Source organism: Uliginosibacterium silvisoli (assembly GCF_036017035.1).
Classification (GTDB): domain Bacteria; phylum Pseudomonadota; class Gammaproteobacteria; order Burkholderiales; family Rhodocyclaceae; genus Viridibacterium; species Viridibacterium silvisoli.
This window is the reverse complement of sequence record NZ_JAYXHS010000002.1, coordinates 1,112,379-1,128,183: the sequence shown is the minus strand read 5'-3', so window position 1 is coordinate 1,128,183 and position 15,805 is coordinate 1,112,379. Positions and strand designations below refer to the sequence as shown.

Genomic DNA, 15,805 nt, shown 5'->3' with positions numbered 1-15,805 from the left:
CGTCGCGGGGGCCACCTGCAAGGCAGGAGAACGCCCTGAATCATGCCCCAGCCACATGCGGGCGCAGTTGCACGCCTGACACGCGGTTGCGTCCAGCCTGCTTGGCGGTCTGTAGTCCCTGCTCGGCCCGACGCACCAGCGCGTCCGTGTCACCGATCGAAGCGTCGCGTGCTGCGAGGCCCACGCTGACCGTGAGCTTGAGGTTGAGCATGCCGGAAACGATCTCGGCCCCCTCCACCGCCGCGCGCAAGCGCTCGGCACACGCCTGGGCGGCCTCCAGCGGCGTATCCGGGCACATCACGAGAAACTCATCTCCCCCCGTACGCGCCACCACGTCGTGAGAGCGCAGCACATCGCGCATGGCCGTAGATATTTGCCGCAGCACTGAATCACCCACTTCATGTCCGTAGGTATCGTTGATGATGCGGAAGTTGTCGACGTCAACGATCACGCATGACAGAGGGCGCTTGTTTCGCGTCGACGCCGCCCATTCCTGCAGCAGGCGATCAACAAAGAAACGACGATTCGGGAAGCCGGTCAGCGGGTCCATCATCGCCACTTCCTGCAAGCGACGATTACTCACCGCAAGCTCCGCCGCGAAGTGCCTGATCTCCTCGCGGTCACGCTCGATCTCGCTGTGCATGGTCGTGACGCGCTTACCTGCCTCGAGACGCGCCAGTAACAGGCGCGGGCTCACCGGCTTGGAAAGCACGTCATCCACGCCAAGCCCATAGGCGCGCACCATGAATTCTTCATCGCGACGCTCACTCAGGATGACGATGAACATGCCGCGTCCAATCCGCGTTTCACGTACGGCACGAATGCTCTCTTCGCCGCCCTTGTCAGTCAGCGCCCAGTCAACGACAAAAATGTCAGGTTCATAGTCCAGAGCGAACTCGGCCGCCATGCTCACATCGCGCACGATCGCCACTTTGTAACCGGCATTGAGCAACAGCTGCCTGAGCGCCGCACTCGCAGCCTCATCCGCCGACGCCAGCAAGACACTGAGTCCGGCAGGCTCCGGAGCGGGCGCGACCAGCGGGCGCACGATTGCCTCGGCCACCGGTGCGACAGGCTCAGGCGCCTTCACAGCAACAGGGTCCGATGGCGCCTCCTGTTCAGCAGGCACCTCGTCGACTTGCGCAGCCTGGCGTCTCATTTGTTCGAAAGGCGGCAAGGCCTCGGCCTTGACGTTCAGCAACACGCCCCACTCGACCCATTCGCGTGCGACGCCATCGCACAGTTCAACCGTCGAAGACTCATCGAACGACAGGCGTGAGCCGAGTTGCAGCAATCTGCGCATGACAGGTGGACGCGCCGCTTCAGCCGTCAGGCACAGCTCTCCCATGGTCCGCGCAATCATCAATGCTTCAGTCAGGGTGCGCTCGCGCGAGCCATCCGGGAAAGGACAATCGCCAAGGCCATCGCTGTGATACGCAGCTTCCGTAAACACGCGCGGCATACCCCAGTCTGCAAGCATGGCTGCGCCAAGCTCGGCGTGGTTCATGCCGAAACGCCGCGACTCCAGCTCGATGATCTGCAGACCAGGCTTCGCCTTTACCTCGCGCAGTACTTCCGCATACTCCTTCGGGTAGAGCGTCGCCAACGCCAGTTCGCCCACGCTGGCCAACAGACCAAGGCAATAGGTTTCGTCAGGTGCTGCCGCACGCGTACGCATGCAAACAGCTTGGGTCGTGACAGCTGCGGCAAGGCAAGAAGACCAGTAATCCGCGTAGTCGAATGCCTCGCAGGCACCAGACTTGTAGTTGGTCATGAGTGAGAAACCCAAGGCCATCGTACGGATCGCTGGCATGCCCAACACGGTCAGCGCGTCCTGCACGGAAGCGATCGGGCGGCGGCCATAGCCAATCACGCCATTTGCCGCTTTGATGAGACGACCGACGAATGCCGGATCGGTACGGATGATGCGAGCGAGTTCGGCCATCGACACGTCGTCTTGCGACGTGAGCCGCATGATGGCCAGTGCCACGCCTTTGGGCGATGGCAGATCTCCTGAAGCCTTGAGTTGCTCGAAGTGCGCGGTGTTGATCGGGGGTGCCATATTGTCCAACCTGTTCCCCGGCATGCGGGTGCTGATGGGCCTCTGTGCTGGCCTTCTTGCAAGCCAGTCGCCAGCGGCCAGTGAAGATCAATGCTGCTGCACAACAATCCAGATTAACGGCCTGCCTTGCAGGGTCTTGAGCCATAAACGAGCCCCGCCCTGCGGGCGCGTAGACAAGCCATCAGTTAGAATCAAAGCCCCTTCACGCGCTGGCGAAAGCAGCCTGAAACACTCCCATGAACTTCTGTTCGAACTGCGGCGCAACAGTGAAGCAACGAATCCCGGAAGGCGATACCGCGCTCCGTGATGTCTGCGATCAATGTGGCACGATCCACTACATCAATCCGAAGATGGTGGTTGGCGCGCTCGCCGAGTGGGAAGGGAAAATCCTGCTGTGCCGTCGCGCAATCGAACCGCGTCGCGGAATGTGGACGCTGCCCGCCGGTTTCATGGAAATGGCCGAGACCACGGCCGAAGCGGCCCTGCGCGAAACCCGCGAAGAAGCCTGCGCCCGCGTGGAGTTGATCGAGCTCTATACGCTGGTGAATATTGCGCACATCGGTCAGGTGCACATGTTCTACCGTGCACGGCTGCCAGAGCCGGTGTTTGCCGCAGGCGAGGAATCACTGGAAGTGGCCTTGTTCGACGAAGCCAGTATCCCTTGGGACGACATTGCGTTCCGTTCAGTCTCGCTGGCCTTGCGCCAGTTTTTCGCTGACAGGGCCAAGCGTGATTTTCACTTCCGCACTTACGATCTGGCCCCACAAACCAGCTTCTAGCCGCCCGGCTCCAGCAACAGATCCAGCGAAAACGCTTGCCCCATCAAAGCAGCGGGCAAGACAACCTGCTCGATGGCACGCCTTGCCATGATCGGCAGCCCTGGCTGCGCAGTGCCCGACGTGTCGCGCACTGCCACTAGATGCCCGCCTTCATCGAAATCGCACATCAGCAGCACTGCCTGCGGTAGCGAAAACGATTTGCCGTACAGGCCGATCAGGGACTCCGCTATCGACAAGCGCATCGCCACCATCGCCTCCGCCGATCGACCGCTGCGCACACCCGCGGGCTGAACAAACGGTGTCGGGACTGCCGCAGCGGCTGGTTGCGCAGCACCGACCGATGACGACAGCCTGGCGGCAGGGCGACCCACATCCGCTTGCCGCGCTGGCTTGACCGTTGGCCTGGCGGATGCTCCTGCCGTTACGGACACCTCCGGCTGGTGTAGCGGGTCACCCGAGGCCTCTTTCAGACTCACCTGCAGCGTCGGCATGCTGGGACCATGCGACGTCCACGCCGCAGAACGCATCAGGTCAAATGCCACCCAATGCAGCACAAGTGAAGCCAGCAGACCCCAGCCCAGAATGCGACACCAGTTCGGAATTGACGGGAATGACATCGACTTGTGTTGGCAATGTGGTTGATAGAAGCGCCGATAAGCGTATAAGCTGAGGCCAGACCAAGCTATCAGGAACAAGGTACAACAGTAAGAAGCAGAACCAGAGCGAGACAGCACCTAACGGGAAACGGCATCGACATGCTACACACCGAACTGCGCCCAGACATTCGTCCCATCATCCGTGATCGACGACCCATGATCCTCACACTGGACATGTACGGTCAGCCGCATCGCTGGGTCACCTGGCAACACGCCCTCTTCTACTACGCCAAGAACCTCGTCGCCTGGGATGCCGGAGAAGAATGCTTCACCTTCATCGGCGGCCATTCCCGCATTACCGGTCAGCGGTCCGAAATCACCGCCAACAGCATCATCGCCATCCGCGGCAAAGCCCTCAACGCCCGCTGCCTGCACCAGACACCTCCCCTTTCAAACCGCGAACTCTTCCATCGCGATCGCCAGATCTGCGGTTATTGCGGTGACGAATTCAGTACCCAGCGCCTGACCCGAGACCACATCAAGCCCGTTTCCCAAGGTGGCCCCGACACCTGGATGAACGTGGTAACCGCATGCCGCAGCTGCAACCAACGCAAGGCCGGCCGTACGCCAGAGCAAGCACGCATGCTCCTGTTGTTTGCGCCTTATGTGCCAAACAAGGCCGAGTACCTTATCCTCTCGAACCGTCACATCCTGGCCGACCAGATGGACTTTCTCGCCCGACATCTGCCGGCGCAAAGCCGATGGCGAAGTTGCTGAGACGCCGCAAACAACCACCTGCCCCCATGCTCTTTTCGTTCGAACAGCTCATCCTCCAGTTTGCCGACCCGATCGGCTATCTAGCCGCAACCCTCACCACCTCCGCCTTCGTTCCACAAGCCTGGCTGACCTGGAAAACCCGGTCTGCGCACGGCATCTCACTCGGCATGTACAGCGTCTTCGTAGTAGGTGTCGCGTGTTGGCTGGTGTACGGGATCAGCTTGCATGCCTGGCCGGTGATCATCGCCAATGCCATTACGTTGAGCCTGGCCAGCTTCATCCTGATCATGAAAATCCGCTTCGGATAGACAGAAGGCATCAATAAAAAAAGGGCCGCATCTGCGGCCCTTTCATTTTTACTGCGCGTCAGATGTGTGCATCAATCGATTACTTGCTCATATCCAGCATCAGCTGGTTCATGCGCTTGACGAAGGTCGCTGGATCATCGAGCGTGCCGCCTTCTGCCAGCAGCGCCTGATCGAACAGCACGGATGCCAGATCATCGAAGCGCGCGTCTTCACCGCCCAGCTTTGCCACCACCGGATGCTCGGGGTTGATCTCGAGAATCGGTGCCGAGCTCGGTACGTTCTGGCCCGCCGCCTTGAGCATGCGCGCGAGGTTCATGCCCATCTCGTGCTCATCGACCACCAGGCAAGCCGGGCTGTCGGTGAGGCGATGCGTCACGCGCACTTCCTTCACGCGCTCACCAAGCGTGGCCTTGATCTTCTCGAGCAATGGCTTGAATTCTTCGGCCTGCTCTTCGACCTTCTTCTTCTCTTCCTCGTCTTCCAGCTTGCCGAGATCGAGATCGCCCTTGGCGACTGACACGACCTGCTTGCCTTCGAATTCCGTGAGCTGGCTGATCGCCCATTCGTCTACGCGCTCGGAGAGCAGCAGCACTTCGATGCCCTTCTTGCGGAAGACTTCAAGGTGCGGGCTGTTCTTCGCTGCGTTGAAGCTATCTGCCGTGACGTAGTAAATCTTGTCCTGACCTTCCTTCATGCGTGACACGTAGTCGGCCAGCGACACGGTTTCTTCCGGCGTGTCGGTTTGCGTCGAGGCGTAGCGCATCAGGCCGGCGAGCTTGTCCTTGTTGCTGAAGTCTTCGCCGAGGCCTTCCTTCAGCACCTTGCCGAACTCCTTCCAGAACTCGGCGTACTTTTCCTTCTCGTTCTCGGCGAGGTCCGAGAGCATCCCGAGTACGCGCTTCGTGCAACCGCCACGAATGGTGTCGACGTCCTTGCTCTCCTGCAGGATTTCACGCGAAACGTTGAGCGGCAGGTCTGCCGAATCAACGACACCACGCACGAAGCGCATGTAGTGCGGCAGCAGCTTTTCGGCGTCGTCCATAATGAAGACGCGGCGCACATACAGCTTCAGGCCATGGCGTGGATTGCGGTCCCACAGGTCGAACGGCGCGTGCTTCGGCACGTAGAGCAGTTGCGTATATTCGTGACGACCTTCTACGCGTGCATGTGACCAGGCGAGTGGCTCGTCGTAGTCATGCGAGACGTGCTTGTAGAAAGCCTTGTACTCGTCTTCCGTGATGTCGTTCTTCGAGCGAGCCCACAGCGCATTGGCCTGATTGACGGTTTCGTCTTCGTCCTTGAGCACTTGCTCGGCCTTCTCCGCATCCCACTCTTCCTTCTGCATGACGATGGGTTGCAGGATGTGGTCGGAATACTTGCGGATGATGTTGCGCAGCTTGTAGCCGGACAACAGGTCGTCTTCACCTTCGCGCAGATGCAGGACGATATCAGTGCCGCGTTGCGCCTTGGTATACGTCTCGACGGTGTACTCGCCGGCTTCGTCACCGGCCATCGAGCATTCCCACTTCACGCCTGCTTCAGCACCGAGACCAGCACGGCGCGTCATGACGGTGACCTTGTCGGCCACGATGAAGGCCGAGTAGAAGCCAACGCCGAACTGGCCGATCATGTTGGCGTCTTTCTGCTTGTCGCCGGAAAGCTTCGAGAAGAAGTCCTTGGTGCCGGACTTGGCGATCGTGCCAAGGTGATTGACCGCTTCGTCACGGCTCATGCCGATACCGTTGTCGGAAATCGTCAGCGTGCGCGAGGCCTTGTCGAAGGCGACGCGGATCTTCAGGTCGGGATCGCTCTCGAACAATGCGGCATTGTCGAGGGATTCAAAGCGCAGCTTGTCGCAGGCATCCGACGCGTTGGAAACCAGCTCACGCAGGAAAATCTCGCGATTGGAGTAGAGCGAGTGGATCATGAGATGCAGCAGCTGCTTCACCTCGGCCTGGAAGCCGCGTTTTTCGACTTGAGAGGTCTCGGACATGGAAAAGCTCCTTTTATTCTGTGGAGGTAAAGTTGGAAGACCGACGTAATATTGGGCAGTTTTCACCCATTTCAAGAGCGGTCAACAGGCATTCATGAACGCCCCGCAAGCGGATCTCCCTCCTGCCAGCACCGGACGCAAGCCCACCTCCGCGCCACTCTCATTGCGCGCTCCGTTACACCCGCGTCCGGTCGCCGCGCCCGGTCAGCGCCTGGCGCTGCTGTTCTTCGGCAGCTACGCGCTGATTTTCATCGTCATCGTTATCAGTGTCTGGGCACTGGTCGCGCGCGACCGCCAACGTGAGCTCGCCCGCCAGCAAACCGAACTGGTCAGTCTGGCGCGAGCCCTGGAAGAGCACGTGGCGCGTACCGTTGGCCACATGGATTCGAGCCTGCAATTTCTCACCCGCTTGCTCGACAACGAACCCCGCATCAGCCAGGCATCGGTCGACACGCTCAGCACTTACGCCCGCAACTGGCTCAAATCGGCCCCCCACGCGGCAGCCCTGTCCATCACGGATGCGCATGGCCAACCCTTGCTCCTCGTGCAGCAACCGTGGTTGCGCGCAGCCGCGAACTATCCGCCTGTTGCCGTTCCGGCCTGGCGCAGCATGCCGGACGCAGGCATGCGCATCGGCCTGCCGATTCGCCTCAACACGCAAGATGGCAAGGAATGGTTCATCCCCGTCGAACAAGGCATCACGGGCATCGGCGGCAAGCTGATCGGTATTGCCAGTGGGCTCATCAGCACCCGCTATTTCGAGCAGTTCTATCACGACATCCAGTTCGCGCCACGCGACACGATCAGCCTGCTATCCAGCGACGGGCGCCTGCTGTTGCGCTACCCGACCGTTGACGCCTTGATGGGTTCGGATCAATCGTCGGCCCCCATCTTCGGTAGCTCTACCCAAAGCAGTGATCAGTCGCGCTCCCTGGTGTTCAGTGGCGCCATGCAGATCGACGGCGTGCCACACATCACGGCCTATCGTCGCCTCAGCCATTACCCATTGCTGGTCGGCATTTCACGCCCACAAGACGGGGCCTTGGCCAACTATTTCGAAATGCGCAACCGCGTTGTGGTGGGAGGCTGTCTGCTGATCAGCCTCCTCGCGCTCACGGGCTGGATCATCTTCCACGACACCCGACAACGCGAACTCGATCGCGCCGAACTGAGTGAAATCAACACCTCGCTGGAAGAGCGGGTCAGCCGGCGGACTGCGGAGCTGGAGCAATCCAACCGCGATCTGGTCGGCTTCAGTTACTCCGTCTCGCATGATCTGCGCACGCCCCTGCGCGCCATCAATGGCTTCGCCCACGCCTTGCTGGAAGACAGTGGCGACAAGCTCGATGCACAGGGCAAGGACTATCTCGCGCGCATCGGTCGCGCCAGTGTGCGCATGGGCGAGCTGATCGACGAGTTGCTCAATCTCGCCAACGTTTCGCGCCGCCCGCTGAATGTACGCCCGGTACAGCTGAGCAATCTGGTCAGCGACCTTTTCGAAGAGCTGCGTATCGCCGAACCAGACCGGGTCGTCAAACTGCATCTGCAACCGGAACTACAAGCCGAAGGCGACGAAGCCTTGCTACGCAACGCGCTATCCAATCTCCTGCACAACGCCTGGAAATTCACGCGCGGCGAGTCTGTCGGCGAAATCACGATCACCGCCCACCCTACGCCGGATTGTATGAATTACTCGATTGCCGACAACGGCGTCGGTTTCGACATGGCTCACGCCAAGCGGCTGTTCCAGCCGTTCCAGCAATTGCATGGCGATCAGGGTTTTGGCGGCACGGGCATCGGGCTGGCTTCGGTGCGCCGCATCATTGAGCGGCACGGCGGCAGGATCTGGGCGGAATCCAGCCCTGGCGAAGGCGCGCGATTCATCTTCACGCTGCCGCATCGGGTATCCGTCGTGCGACGCCGGCGCCGCGAAGTGCCGTTGGGACCCGAAACCCGGATGTAGTACGGCGCCAGACAGCCCGCTTCAGATGTAGCGGATACCGACGACGTCCAGCTCACGCGGCCCGGCTGGCGTAGGCACCTTGATGGTGTCGCCTTCACGCGCTTTCAACAGTGCGGTGGCCATTGGCGAAATCCAGCTGATGCGCCCTTCCGAAGCGTTGGCTTCATCGACACCCACGATCTGGTATTCCGCCTCCTCACCATCTACGTCGGCCACACGCACGGTTGCACCGAAGAACACCTGATCGATGTTCTCTTGTTCAGTCGGGTCGACGACCGTTGCCGTCTCGAGTCTCTTGATCAGGAAGCGGATGCGCCGGTCGATTTCGCGGAGGCGGCGCTTGCCATATATGTAATCGCCATTCTCCGAGCGATCTCCATTCGATGCAGCCCAGGAGACGATCTGCACGACCTCGGGCCGCTCGGTACGCAGCAAGTGATCCAGTTCGGCCTTGAGGCGATTGAAACCGGTACGCGTCATGTAGTTGCGCGTACCCGCCGGAAGACCGGGAGCCTCTAGCTCTTCGTCATCTTCCTGTTCACTTTCTTTGGTAAAAGCCTTGTTCATGACTGCTGCCGCAACGAGATGATGCGCAATTGTATCGGGTGACAAAAGAATGACACCGGTGCTATCGCGCAGTTCGTACGCGGCCCACGCCACCGGCGTGGAGCCGCGCAGAACAAATAGCGGTTTGTCCCTATGAACTAATTCGCAGGCACCCGTCTAAGCTGAACGGACAGGGTTTTTCCGGGCAGGATCACTATTGGTAAATGGCTGGCTGCGTAAAGAGCGCTTCGAACTGGTCAAGACAGATATCCAGTTCATCAGCACTCTCACCGTGAGCCAGCGCATCGGCTAGTTCATCACGGAATTTCTGAGCAGTTGTTCCGTGAAGAAAAACGCCTTTGGCGCGACGTTTGTCAATGGCTTCCAGCCCATCAACAGAAGGATAGTCAACCACATACAGGATCGGATTGTTCAAGACGACCAACATGGCTTGCCCTCCTTTACTGAGGTTAGGCCATCACGAAAATGGTGGCCTTGTACTGCGCCTTCGTATGTTGCAAATCGCTTACGTGCCCCTTACCTATTGCTAGATCGGTTTCAATTTCCGTAAGTTCAAGCCGTTGTTGTAAAGATGTGTGACTGTGGCTGGTTCGACAAAATCATCAGTCATGGAAAATCTAACGGTCAGCCCTTACAAAGCTGGAGGACGAAATGACGAACGAGACGACGAACGCTACTAGCTTTGAGCAAGCAATGAGCCTGGAGATTCGCTTGGCCTCACTTCGTGACGAGCATCGCCAGATCAACGACACCATCAGTGGTCTGGGCAATGCCTATAACGACGAGTTGGTGCTGCACCGCCTGAAGAAACGCAAGCTCATGGTGCGCGACCGCATCAATCTCATTGAGCGCATGCTCGACCCCGCCGTACGCGCCTGATCTTGCAAAACGGCCGGACATGCCACAACCTTCCTGATCCGGCCTGCACCGTCCTGACGAACGCTCCCCCAGCCTTCCACGCCACCCATCGCCCGATACGCGGCAGCAAGCTTGCCGTCAGTCGCCCGGGCGCATAATCCTCCAGTCGGAACACCGCCACGCCGTTCAAGTTTCGGCCGGCGCGGGTCGTTTCTTTCATTAATTGTCTTACGTACCGACTGGATGTTCACTTGGATATGCGAATCCCCGCGCTGATTTCTGCACGCATGGCGCGCCTGAGCCTGTTCAAGAACGTGCTGCAGGGTGACGGCGACACGGTTTCGCCGGTCAGTCGCGAAATGTCGCGCTGGTTCGCCGACCTGCCAGCCGACAATCCGCTGACCGTCATCGACAGCCTGGGCCAGCGCGTCCTGGAAATCTCGACCAGCACCGGCTCAGCCAACCGCAAATTCCGCCAGCTCGAGCAGATCATCGGCTATGCCGAGCCCATGCTCAAACGGCTCGAGCAGCAGCTCGACCAATGCCGTCTGCCTATCGACTCCGCCAGCAAACAGGCTGCGAATAGCGCCGATCAGCTTTTGAAGAGCCTTTCCGAAGGCTATATGCACATCGTGCAGGCGCTGGACAAGAGCAATTGGCAGCGTCGCCTGAACAGCAAGGTTTTCGCAACCTCCCTTCTACGCTCCGCGCAGTTGATCCATCGCCGTGCCATGGTGGCGCATCGCGCGCATACGCCCGGCTCGCCGCGGCGCTGGAAACTGTTCCGCAAGCTGTTGTCGATGGCGCAGAAGCATCAGCTCATCGACTACTCCATCGATACGCGCAATCCGGAAACCCTGGAACAGGTCGTCGTACGCGATTGCCTGATGAATCTGGTTGACCCCGTCAGCCTCGAATCCGCCGAACTCGGGCGCATCCGCTTCTACGTCGAACGCTTTGGCCATCTGGCGCAATTGACCACCGAGCAACCGGCGGAGCATGCCAAGGCCTTGTTCGTATTCTCGGAGGCCCCGCGGGGCCCAACCCAGCTTGCGCCTGACCAAACCCTGCAGGAGAAGGAATACCTCCTGGATTGCCGCCCACTGATCGAGCGCGCCACCCAACAACTGTCCGGTCTGCGCCAAGGCTTGCATGCCACCAAACTGGGCTTGCCGATGGTGGCCAACGAAGCTTCATACGCATTCATGCTGTCGCGCTGCATGGAGCAGTGGTCGGACGCCAAGTCTCGCCGTCACATTCGCCGCGACTACCAACCATTGGCTGAACTGGTCAGTGGCTTCGATCCGATCCGCAACTTCCTGACCAGTGCAGCCTTCCGCCGCCGCAAGTCAGACAAGCAGGAAGGCGTCGGCAAAGGCCTTTCGGTCGCCAGCGAATGGCGCATCCTGGACCAGAGCCGTTCGGGCTTTGGCCTGCGCCAGGCCAGCGAACACACACGCCATATTTCGGTTGGCGAAGTCGTCGCGATGCGGCCGCTGGAGCGCTCCAACGTGCACATCTGCATCGTGCGGCGCGCGCGCAACGTGGAAGATAAAGACTGCGAACTGGGTCTCGAAAGATTGGGCGGTACCGGCATGCCGACCTCCATCGACAAGACCCTGCCTGACGGTCACACGCATGCGATTCCTGTGCTGTTGCTGCCGCGCGTGCAATGCTTTGATGGAGGCCCGGGTTTACTTGCACCGGTTGGTGACGTAAACAAGGGAATGTCGCTGCTGGTTGCCCAGCAGGATGGCAATGTACGCTTTGAAGTGACCGGCTCTTTTGAAAGGCTCGCCTCCTGCGAGCTGATTCAACTGCGAAGGGTCTGAGCACTTCCCGCAGTACACTGCCTACAACGTCGTTCTCAACCTCATCGGGCCGATCACGTATGCATGTTGCACAGGAACTCGTCGCAAGTCTCGACAAGCTCGCCAGTCTGCCAAGCGTCTACTACCGCGTAAGACAGGCACTGGACGATCCCGATATCTCCCTGAACACCCTTTCCGATCTGATCGGCAGCGACCCTGCCCTCAGCGCGGCCTTGCTGCGTCTGGCCAATAGTGCTTTCTATGGCTATCCACGGCGCATCGAAACCATCAGCCGCGCGATCAGCCTGGCCGGGTTGGAACAGGTCGGCGACGTCATTCTCGCCAGCTCGATCGCGGCAACCTTTGGCGGTATTCGTCCGCAACGCATGGACATGGCCCGCTTCTGGCGCGGTTCGGTGCGCTGCGCCCTGCTCTGCCGCGGTATCGCGCAGACGCAAGGCAGCAACGATACGGAACGTCACTTCCTGCTCGGCCTGCTTGCCGACATGGGGCATCTGGTGATGTACCACGCCATCCCGGATCTCTCCGATCTGGTCATGGGAACGGCCGGCATGTCGCTGGAAGCGCTCGCAACACGTGAGCGCCAGCTGATCGGCTGCGATTTTGCCGAGGTCGGCGCGGCGCTCGCGCAAAGCTGGCGCATGCCGGTAAGCATTGGCGCCACCGTCGGCGAGCAATTGCATCCCGAAAGCGCGGGTGAGTATTCCCAGGGGGCAGCCGTACTCAATATCGTCCGGCGTATCGATGAAATGTGCGAAGCGGGTGCCTCCCTCGACGACACCATCGCCAGCCTGCCTGAGTCGATTCTGGTACTCGGCGATATCGAAACCGAAGAGCTGCCGTCTCTTATCGTGCATTGCGAGGCCCAGCTCCACGAAATGCTGGCGTCTCTTGGTATTGCGGCAAGCTAGGCTCGGCACCCCAAGCACGGACTGCAGCGTTTCCATTAGCAGACCGGGTTCATGCCGATCACGACCTCGCCCCGCTCAAGCGCTAAGATGAAAACCATCTGATAACGGAATTCGCCGTCGCCCCAGCGGTCGAATCCGATTCGACCGACTCCGGGTGAGCTGCCCGCAGTCATCCAGCCTTTCCCAAGCTTTCTGCGAGGTACTCATGACCAAGTATCTGCCGACCGATTCGCACTCCACCAGCACGCTGGCCCCCTTGGCTGATCAGGAAATTTCCGGTGAGGTGTTGGTCGAGAAGTATGCCAAGGGTAACGAGACCAGTGCTCGCGAGGTACGCAGCCGCGTCGCCCGCGCGCTGGCTGCGGTCGAGAACGAAGATCGGCGCAGCTACTGGGAAGAGCGCTTTCTGAGCGCCCAGGAACAGGGATTCGTGCCGGCAGGCCGTATCAACTCCGCAGCGGGAACAACGCTCACGGCCACGCTGATCAACTGCTTCGTCCAGCCGGTGGGTGACTCCGTCACCGAGGAGTCCAATGGTCGCCCAGGCATCTACACCGCCCTGTCACACGCGGCAGAAACAATGCGTCGTGGCGGCGGTGTCGGCTATGACTTCTCCAGCATCCGGCCGATGGGCGCCATGGTGCGCGGCACGCAGTCGCGTGCCAGCGGGCCCGTCTCATATATGCGCGTCTTCGATCGTTCATGCGAAACAGTCGAATCAGCCGGCGCGCGTCGTGGAGCGCAGATGGGTGTGTTGCGCTGTGATCATCCGGACATCGAAGCCTTCATCCATGCCAAAGACGACGGCGACTTGTCCAATTTCAACATCTCCGTCGGCGTCACCGATGTGTTCATGAAAGCCGTCGAGGCCAGTGGCGAGGTCGAACTCGCGCATCGCGCCGAACCAGGCTCCGAACTCAAGGAGAGTGGCGCCTGGCAACGCGAAGATGGCTGGTGGGTATATCGCAAGATTCCAGCGCGTGATCTGTGGGAGCAGATCATGCGTTCGACATACGACCACGCCGAGCCAGGCATCCTGTTTCTAGACCGCATCAACCGCGACAACAACCTCAACTACTGCGAGACCATCGAATCCACCAACCCTTGCGCAGAACAGCCACTACCGCCGTATGGCTGCTGCTGCCTTGGCTCGATCAATCTCACGCTGTTCGTGCGCGAACCCTTCACGGCCAATGCACGCTTCGACGAGACCGCTTTCGGCAAGATCGTCGAGACTTCGACACGCATGCTCGACAACGTGCTCGACGCGACCCACTGGCCATTGCCACAACAACAGCAGGAAGCCGCCAGCAAGCGCCGCATCGGCCTCGGTTTCACGGGCCTTGGCGATGCATTGATCATGCTCGGCCTGCGCTATGACACGCCTGCTGCACGTGCCAAGGCAAGCGAGATAAGCGCCCTCATGCGCGACCGCGCCTATCTCGCTTCCATCGAACTTGCGCGCGAGCGCGGAGCCTTTCCGTTGTTCAATGCAGACCTCTATCTCTCGGGCGGCAATTTCGCCTCGCGCCTGCCCGTAGAGATCAAGGAGCAGATCCGCAAGCACGGCATCCGCAATTCGCACCTGCTCTCCATCGCCCCGACCGGCACGATCTCGCTGGCCTTTGCCGACAATGCATCGAACGGTATCGAGCCGCCCTTCTCGTGGACCTACACGCGCAAGAAGCGCATGGCCGACGGCACGCACAAGCACTATGCGGTGGAGGACTACGCCTGGCGTCTATACCGTCATCTCGGAGGCGACGTAGACGCGCTGCCAGAAGCTTTCGTCACCGCCCTGGAGATCTCGGCTCTGGCGCACAAGGACATGGTCGCCGCTGTGGCCCCCTACATTGACACCAGCATATCGAAGACCGTAAACGTACCGGAAGACTACCCTTACGGTGAGTTCGAAGACCTGTACATGTCGGCGTGGAAGTCCGGCCTGAAAGGCCTTGCCACTTACCGTCCCAACAAGATCCTTGGCTCCGTACTGTCCGTCGACACGGGTCACGCAAAGGAAGACACGCGCTCGCCCAATGACGTGGTACTGAGCGATCCGAATCGTCGCCTGTCCATCCCCTCGCTGCCCGCACCCGTATTGGCCAGCCTGCGCTGGCCCGGCCGCCCCGAGTTACCCGATGGCAACTCATCCTGGACTTACATGCTGGAAAGCCCGCAGGGTTCTTTCGCCATTTTCGTGGGGCACGTGGATGCCAGCGAAGATGGCCGCCGGCGCGACAACTTCCCCTTCGAGGTGTGGGTCAATGGCGCAGACCAGCCCCGTGGCCTTGGTGCCCTCGCCAAGACACTGTCAATGGACATGCGCGCCAATGACCACGCCTGGCTCAAGCTCAAGCTGGACGCACTGGCCTCAACCGTTGGTGAAGTCGGCATTGATCTCCCCTTCCCCCCGCATGGCGAGAAGCGCCGCGTACCGGGCGTCGTTTCCGCGTTCGCGCAAATCGTTCGCTATCGCTGTGAAAAGCTCGGCGCTTTCGAAACCAGTGGTCCGACACCGGTTCAGGACGCTGTCTTCAGCGTGCAGGAGCCGAAAACCGGCACGGACGGCACGCTGTCCTGGACCGTAGATATCGCCAACCCGGCCACTGGCGAAGACTTCGTACTCGGGTTGAAAGAAATCTCCCTGCCAAACCCGGAGACAGGCAACCCCGCGGGCGTCACGCGCCCGTACTCCATGTGGCTGTCCGGCAACTACCCGCGTGCGCTGGATGGACTCGCACGCCTGCTGTCACTCGATATGCGCGTGCTGGACCCCGCGTGGATCGGCATGAAGCTGCGCAAGCTACTCAACTATCCGGAGCCGCTCGGCGACTTCATGGCTTTCGTACCGGGCACCCGCCGCCAACAGAACTGGCCTTCAACGGTCGCCTACGTTGCACGCCTGATGATTCACCGTTACGCCATGCTGGGCGTGCTCGACGAGAACGGATATCCAACGCGCGAAATGGGCATTCTCGAGATGCCACGCGACGACAATACTCCGCGCGTCATGCAAGGCGCTCGCTGCAATGAATGTGGCAATACGTCGGTTATCCGCAAAGACGGTTGCGACTTCTGCACGGCCTGCGGAGCGGTTGGTAGCTGCGGCTAAGTCTGGTGTAGTAAACAAAAAAAGCGGCCCTCAAGGCCGCTTTT

Annotated in this window: 13 protein-coding genes; 8 read left to right on the top strand and 5 right to left on the bottom strand. The window is 60.2% G+C overall.

Annotated elements, in window-relative coordinates; translation table 11 throughout:
• Positions 1-40: 40 nt before the first annotated feature.
• On the bottom strand, positions 41-2,062 hold the full coding sequence (locus tag VVD49_RS14775) for a diguanylate cyclase (protein WP_327599943.1): 2,022 nt from the start codon (positions 2,060-2,062) through the stop codon (positions 41-43).
• A 236-nt stretch (positions 2,063-2,298) separates the two neighbouring features.
• Here VVD49_RS14775 and VVD49_RS14770 point away from each other — a divergent pair, with 236 nt between their 5' ends.
• Positions 2,299-2,841, top strand: coding sequence for an NUDIX hydrolase (locus tag VVD49_RS14770; protein ID WP_327599942.1), 543 nt, complete (start codon positions 2,299-2,301; stop codon positions 2,839-2,841).
• Here the strand turns inward: VVD49_RS14770 and VVD49_RS14765 are convergent.
• The gene (locus VVD49_RS14765; protein WP_327599941.1) at positions 2,838-3,458 is read right to left on the bottom strand and encodes a hypothetical protein; all 621 of its coding nucleotides are present in this window, start codon (positions 3,456-3,458) and stop codon (positions 2,838-2,840) included. The two genes, VVD49_RS14770 and VVD49_RS14765, sit on opposite strands and share 4 nt — an antisense overlap.
• A 195-nt stretch (positions 3,459-3,653) precedes the next feature.
• Here VVD49_RS14765 and VVD49_RS14760 point away from each other — a divergent pair, with 195 nt between their 5' ends.
• Both VVD49_RS14760 and VVD49_RS14755 read left to right on the top strand, forming a co-directional pair.
• On the top strand, positions 3,654-4,214 hold the full coding sequence (locus tag VVD49_RS14760) for an HNH endonuclease (protein WP_327599940.1): 561 nt from the start codon (positions 3,654-3,656) through the stop codon (positions 4,212-4,214).
• Positions 4,215-4,240: 26 nt separating this feature from the next.
• On the top strand, positions 4,241-4,522 hold the full coding sequence (locus VVD49_RS14755; RefSeq protein ID WP_327599939.1) for a SemiSWEET transporter: 282 nt from the start codon (positions 4,241-4,243) through the stop codon (positions 4,520-4,522).
• Positions 4,523-4,601: 79 nt separating this feature from the next.
• On the opposite strand, the gene htpG is transcribed toward VVD49_RS14755, so the two are convergent.
• On the bottom strand, positions 4,602-6,515 hold the full coding sequence (gene htpG / locus VVD49_RS14750; RefSeq protein WP_327599938.1) for a molecular chaperone HtpG: 1,914 nt from the start codon (positions 6,513-6,515) through the stop codon (positions 4,602-4,604).
• Between the two features lie 94 nt (positions 6,516-6,609).
• On the opposite strand from htpG, the gene VVD49_RS14745 reads away from it, so the two are divergent.
• On the top strand, positions 6,610-8,478 hold the full coding sequence (locus VVD49_RS14745) for an ATP-binding protein (RefSeq protein ID WP_327599937.1): 1,869 nt from the start codon (positions 6,610-6,612) through the stop codon (positions 8,476-8,478).
• Between the two features lie 21 nt (positions 8,479-8,499).
• Here the strand turns inward: VVD49_RS14745 and greB are convergent, their stop codons facing one another.
• Positions 8,500-9,045 carry a transcription elongation factor GreB gene (gene greB, locus VVD49_RS14740; RefSeq protein ID WP_327599936.1) on the bottom strand — a complete coding sequence of 182 codons (546 nt, stop codon included), beginning with the start codon at positions 9,043-9,045 and terminating at the stop codon, positions 8,500-8,502.
• Between the two features lie 193 nt (positions 9,046-9,238).
• Positions 9,239-9,472 (bottom strand): DUF3567 family protein, encoded by a 234-nt coding sequence (locus VVD49_RS14735; protein ID WP_327599935.1) that lies wholly within the window; start codon positions 9,470-9,472, stop codon positions 9,239-9,241.
• Positions 9,473-9,756: 284 nt separating this feature from the next.
• Here VVD49_RS14735 and VVD49_RS14730 point away from each other — a divergent pair, with 284 nt between their 5' ends.
• The 4 genes from VVD49_RS14730 to VVD49_RS14715 all read left to right on the top strand — a co-directional run bounded on the left by VVD49_RS14730 (position 9,757) and on the right by VVD49_RS14715 (position 15,761).
• Complete coding sequence (locus VVD49_RS14730) at positions 9,757-9,924, top strand: YdcH family protein (RefSeq protein WP_327599934.1); 168 nt, start codon at positions 9,757-9,759, stop codon at positions 9,922-9,924.
• Between the two features lie 230 nt (positions 9,925-10,154).
• Positions 10,155-11,735 carry a hypothetical protein gene (locus tag VVD49_RS14725; protein ID WP_327599933.1) on the top strand — a complete coding sequence of 527 codons (1,581 nt, stop codon included), beginning with the start codon at positions 10,155-10,157 and terminating at the stop codon, positions 11,733-11,735.
• A gap of 59 nt (positions 11,736-11,794) precedes the next feature.
• Positions 11,795-12,646, top strand: coding sequence for an HDOD domain-containing protein (locus VVD49_RS14720; RefSeq protein WP_327599932.1), 852 nt, complete (start codon positions 11,795-11,797; stop codon positions 12,644-12,646).
• Between the two features lie 205 nt (positions 12,647-12,851).
• Entirely contained in the window at positions 12,852-15,761 is a 2,910-nt protein-coding gene (locus tag VVD49_RS14715) for an adenosylcobalamin-dependent ribonucleoside-diphosphate reductase (protein WP_327599931.1), read from the top strand.
• Positions 15,762-15,805: the final 44 nt, after the last annotated feature.

Excerpts from the sequence above, each read along its gene's own strand:
- VVD49_RS14775 (WP_327599943.1), bottom strand. The coding sequence starts at position 2,062 with ATGGCACCCCCGATCAACACCGCGCACTTCGAGCAACTCAAGGCTTCA.
- VVD49_RS14770 (WP_327599942.1), top strand. The coding sequence starts at position 2,299 with ATGAACTTCTGTTCGAACTGCGGCGCAACAGTGAAGCAACGAATCCCG.
- VVD49_RS14765 (WP_327599941.1), bottom strand. The coding sequence starts at position 3,458 with ATGTCATTCCCGTCAATTCCGAACTGGTGTCGCATTCTGGGCTGGGGT.
- VVD49_RS14760 (WP_327599940.1), top strand. The coding sequence starts at position 3,654 with ATGATCCTCACACTGGACATGTACGGTCAGCCGCATCGCTGGGTCACC.
- VVD49_RS14755 (WP_327599939.1), top strand. The coding sequence starts at position 4,241 with ATGCTCTTTTCGTTCGAACAGCTCATCCTCCAGTTTGCCGACCCGATC.
- htpG (WP_327599938.1), bottom strand. The coding sequence starts at position 6,515 with ATGTCCGAGACCTCTCAAGTCGAAAAACGCGGCTTCCAGGCCGAGGTG.
- VVD49_RS14745 (WP_327599937.1), top strand. The coding sequence starts at position 6,610 with ATGAACGCCCCGCAAGCGGATCTCCCTCCTGCCAGCACCGGACGCAAG.
- greB (WP_327599936.1), bottom strand. The coding sequence starts at position 9,045 with ATGAACAAGGCTTTTACCAAAGAAAGTGAACAGGAAGATGACGAAGAG.
- VVD49_RS14735 (WP_327599935.1), bottom strand. The coding sequence starts at position 9,472 with ATGTTGGTCGTCTTGAACAATCCGATCCTGTATGTGGTTGACTATCCT.
- VVD49_RS14720 (WP_327599932.1), top strand. The coding sequence starts at position 11,795 with ATGCATGTTGCACAGGAACTCGTCGCAAGTCTCGACAAGCTCGCCAGT.
- VVD49_RS14715 (WP_327599931.1), top strand. The coding sequence starts at position 12,852 with ATGACCAAGTATCTGCCGACCGATTCGCACTCCACCAGCACGCTGGCC.